Annotated in this window: 1 protein-coding gene; it reads left to right on the forward strand. The window is 63.1% G+C overall.

Going from position 1 to position 1947, the window contains the following annotated elements; all coding sequences use genetic code 11:
• Window positions 1-296: 296 nt before the first annotated feature.
• Window positions 297-1550: an SGNH/GDSL hydrolase family protein gene (locus tag BMI01S_RS37210; protein WP_028215673.1), complete on the forward strand. Its 1254-nt coding sequence runs from the start codon at window positions 297-299 to the stop codon at window positions 1548-1550.
• Window positions 1551-1947 lie beyond the last annotated feature (397 nt).

Raw genomic sequence — 1947 nt, forward strand, 5'->3', positions numbered from 1 at the left:
CGGGGCGACGTTGCCGGGGATGTCGAGGGATTGCGTGTACATGGAGACGCTCTCGTCGAAGTTGGGTATGTCGCGCAGTATAAACCAACCGACCGGTCGGTAAATGAATTTTTTGAGGTAAAGCAAGAAATTTTGGTGCCCCAAGTGTGTTCAGCGAGGACGCCAGCGAGATTGCTTGCGGTTCTGCCGGGCGGTGGCCTGTGTTGTCACGCGCGCGCCGGAATGGCAGGAGGATGCAACGCTGCACCGCGGGCCATCGGGCACAATGCCCCCTTTGCCTGCGCACTCATACACGGATGAAGATTGTTTTTGCTCCCCTCGCGGCCGCTCTGTTCATTTCGCTTGCCGCGACGTCCCCGGCCTTCGCCGATCAATCCTCCGGCGCCTGGGTCACTAACTGGGCGACGGCGCTCCAGTCGATTCCCGAGCGCGACGCGCTCCCGCCGCTGTATCGCGCGCCAGTGGTCGCCGGGCGGACCGTTCGGCAGATCGTGTATCCGACACTCGCGGGCACGGTTGCGCGCGTGCGTCTCAGCAATCTGTACGGACGCACGCCACTCGTCATCGAGGCGATGGCGATCGCGCCGTCTGCGGGCGGCGCGGCCGCAAGCGAAGCGGGGACGGTGAAGGTCACTTTTGGTGGACGGGCGTCGGTGTCGGTGCCCCCCGGCGCTGCACTCGATAGCGACCCTGTGCGTATCGACGTGAAGGCGCACGCCCCTTATGCCATCAGCACCTATATGGGAGCCGATCAGAAGATGGTCGCCTGGCATCGCGTTGCGAGTCAGGTGAACTATGTCTCGCGTCCGGGTAATCACGTCGCCGATCCGTCGATTGGCGCGTTCACCGAGCGCTTTACACAGTATGCTTGGGTGACGGGGCTGGCGGTGGAGGCGCCGGGGGCATCGACGATAGCCGCGATCGGCGACTCGATCACCGATGGCATGCGCTCCTCGCTCAATCAGAACCGTCGCTGGCCGGACGCGTTGGCGCGGCGGATCGCCCAGTCGCAGCGCCCGGACCTGGCGGTGATCGACCTCGGGATTAGCGGCAACCGGCTGCTGAGCGATTCGCCTTGCTACGGCGAGGCGCTCGAGCGACGCTTCGGCCGCGACGCGCTGGGCCACCCGGGCGTGCGGACGGTGGTGCTGCTCATCGGCATCAACGACATCAACTTCCAGGCGATGCCGGCGCGATCGGGCCTCGACTGCGATTTCCCGCATACGCATGTGGATGCGAACGATCTGATCGCGGGCTATCGCCGCGTGATTGCGCAGGCGCACGGGCGGAACGTGCGCATTCTCGGCGCGACGCTCACGCCGGCTTCACTGCCCCCGGATCGCGAGGCGATCCGCACGGCGGTGAACCAGTGGATTCGCTCGAGCGCGGCTTTTGACGGCGTGGTCGATTTCGATGCGGCGCTGCGCGATCCGGCTGATCCCGCGCGCCTGCGCTACGGCTACGACAGCGGCGATCACATCCATCCGAGCGACGCGGGCTATGCGGCAATGGCCGACGCTGTGCCTTTGGCGGCGCTCGGCGGGAAATAGACGAAATTTCCCTTGCAGCCCGTCGGCTGCGGCGTTAAGATTCGCCCCCTTCGCAGTTCGATGTCTCTGATGTCCGGGATGCGAAGGCCGCCGCGGAAACCGGCGGCACGCGAAGTCGGCGGCTTTTTCAGGCGGTAAGCGAAAAAAAGCAGTTGACGAAGCGGGAAAGAGTCTTCATAATCTCGTTTCTCTGCTGCTGACGCAGCAACGCAGAAAGAAGCCGGTAGTCAGGTAGTTTTAACGGCGCTTTCGCGAACGATCTTTAAAAATTTACAGCCGATAAGTGTGGGCGCTTGATGCGGTGGCGACCCGGCCTTGCCTTTCGGGGCGAAGCCGGAACAGCAAAAGTATCAAGAGTCTCACACTAAAGTAAGTCAGGTTTTTGAATTTATTCAAG

This window comes from Paraburkholderia mimosarum LMG 23256 = NBRC 106338 (assembly GCF_000739815.1).
GTDB lineage: Bacteria > Pseudomonadota > Gammaproteobacteria > Burkholderiales > Burkholderiaceae > Paraburkholderia > Paraburkholderia mimosarum.

Coding starts and splice junctions, on each gene's coding strand:
- BMI01S_RS37210 (WP_028215673.1), top strand. CDS start 297: ATGAAGATTGTTTTTGCTCCCCTCGCGGCCGCTCTGTTCATTTCGCTT.